This window comes from Actinomadura sp. KC06, assembly GCF_004348735.1.
Taxonomy (GTDB): domain Bacteria; phylum Actinomycetota; class Actinomycetes; order Streptosporangiales; family Streptosporangiaceae; genus Spirillospora.
On sequence record NZ_SMKT01000369.1, the window covers coordinates 1 to 1,779 of the forward strand.

At 72.6% G+C, this 1,779-nt stretch carries 3 protein-coding genes; all 3 read left to right on the top strand.

Features of this window, described 5'->3' with window-relative positions; genetic code table 11:
* The coding region (locus tag E1287_RS43075) for an SAM-dependent methyltransferase (protein WP_131971896.1) at positions 1-689 on the top strand (689 nt) is incomplete at its 5' end.
* Complete coding sequence (locus E1287_RS43080; RefSeq protein WP_131971898.1) at positions 682-924, top strand: hypothetical protein; 243 nt, start codon at positions 682-684, stop codon at positions 922-924. The genes E1287_RS43075 and E1287_RS43080, both read left to right, overlap by 8 nt.
* Positions 917-1,777 (top strand): endonuclease/exonuclease/phosphatase family protein, encoded by an 861-nt coding sequence (locus tag E1287_RS43085; RefSeq protein WP_131971900.1) that lies wholly within the window; start codon positions 917-919, stop codon positions 1,775-1,777. Before E1287_RS43080 ends, E1287_RS43085 begins: the two co-directional genes overlap by 8 nt.
* Positions 1,778-1,779: the final 2 nt, after the last annotated feature.

Sequence of the window (1,779 nt, forward strand, 5' to 3'; positions counted from 1 at the left end):
GGGCGGCGCGGGCTGGGATCGGTCAGTTCGTGGACGTGGGGACCGGTATCCCGACAGAGCCGCACCCGCATCAGATCGCGGGCCGGTATCGGGACGGCGCGGTGGTGGTCGGGGTGGACAACGACCCGGTGGTGCTGGCGCATGGTCGGGCGCTGCTGGAGGGGATGCCGATCGTGCGCGGTGACGTGCGCTGCCCGGATGAGCTGATCGCCGAGCTGGATGAGTTCATCGATTGGGATCGGCCGGTGGCGGTGCTGCTGCTGGCGGTGCTGCATTTTGTGACCGATGAGCAGGACCCGGCGGGGATCGTGCGGGCCTTCACTGGCCGGATGGTGCCGGGGTCGGTGGTGGCGCTGTCGCACGTGTGCAAGACCGGTGCGGACCCGGTCGCGGTGGCGGCGGTGGAGGAGATCTACCGGGAGAAGGCGACGGTGCCGGGGGTGGCGCGCACGGCGGAACAGATCAGGGGTCTGTTCGGGCGGCGGCTGGAGCTGGTGGAGCCGGGGGTGGTGCCGGTGCAGCTCTGGCCGGTTCCGAGTTTGCGGGAGCTGACCGCGATACCGGTTCTCGGTGGTGTCGGCAGGGTGCCCGATCCGCTGGCGGGCCCGTCCGGCAACGCGCTGACGGGCAACGCACAGTCGGGCGGCGCGCAGGCGGGCGGCGTTCGGGTGGGGGTTGGCCGTGGCTGAGTTGCCGGAGGAGCGGGACGCGGGCCGGTCTCGCGGGTGGGTCTGGCCGGAGGTGCCGGAGGGCTGGGACGGTGACGGGCCCGACCGGGCGGAGGCGTGGGCGCAGGGTTTGTGGCTGGCCTGCCTGGCGGCGTGGGGGATGGCTCCGCTGTGGATGCCGCTGCCGGTGCGGTGGGCGTGCATGCGGCGGCGCGACCAGGGGCGCGACCAGGGGCGGGGGCGGCGTGATGGGTGAGTTGGTGACGGTGATGAGCCTTAACACCCGCTACGGCGGCCGGGAGGATGGTGAGCGCCGGGTCGATGACCGGTTGGGGCCGCAAGCTGACCTGATCGCGCAGGTGCGGCCGGATGTGCTGCTGCTGCAGGAGCTGACGGACTGGGGCCGTGACCCGCGCTGGCAGGGCGCGGCGGAACGGGAGCTGGAGCGGCGCGGGTGGGGGCTGCGGTTCCTGGTCGCGCCGTCGCGGGTGGACAACCACACCGCCGTGGCGTTCCGGCCGGAACGGCTGGCGTTCCGGCACTTTGAGACCAAGTACGGCCACCTGGCCGAGTTCGGGTATGGGATGGCGGTGCTGGCCGACCGGGACGCGCCCGAGGATGCTCCGGGGTTGACGGTGATCTCGGCGCATCTGACCCCCTATTCGGCGCAGGCGGCGGCGGTGGAGGCGCAGCGGATGAGCGCGCGGCTGCAACGCTATGGCGCGCGGGGCATCCTCGGCGGCGACATCAACCACATGCCGCTCGGTGACCCGGAACCGGACTGGGACGCGGTGGAGCCCTACAACCGCAGTTCCCGCTGCCTGCCGCGCAGCTCGCCCGACGAGCCGTGGCGCGGCAACCGGATCGTCGGTGAGGTGCTGGGAGCGGCCCTGGTCGACGTGGCGGCGCACCTGGCCGAGAAGACGGGGCGGCCGGAGTTGCGTGCACCGACCGCGACCGGCGGGCTGCGGGTGGATCAGTTTCACATCACGCCGAATCTGCTGGATGCGCTGGAGGGCTACGAGCGGCTCCCGGCGGCCAGTGACCATGACGCGATCGTGATGCGTCTGGACATGATGCGGGCGGGGCCGGGTCGGGCGTGGGTGTGAGG

Bases quoted from the DNA above. Each gene is read 5' to 3' on its own strand.
- E1287_RS43085 (WP_131971900.1), top strand. From the start codon at position 917: ATGGGTGAGTTGGTGACGGTGATGAGCCTTAACACCCGCTACGGCGGC.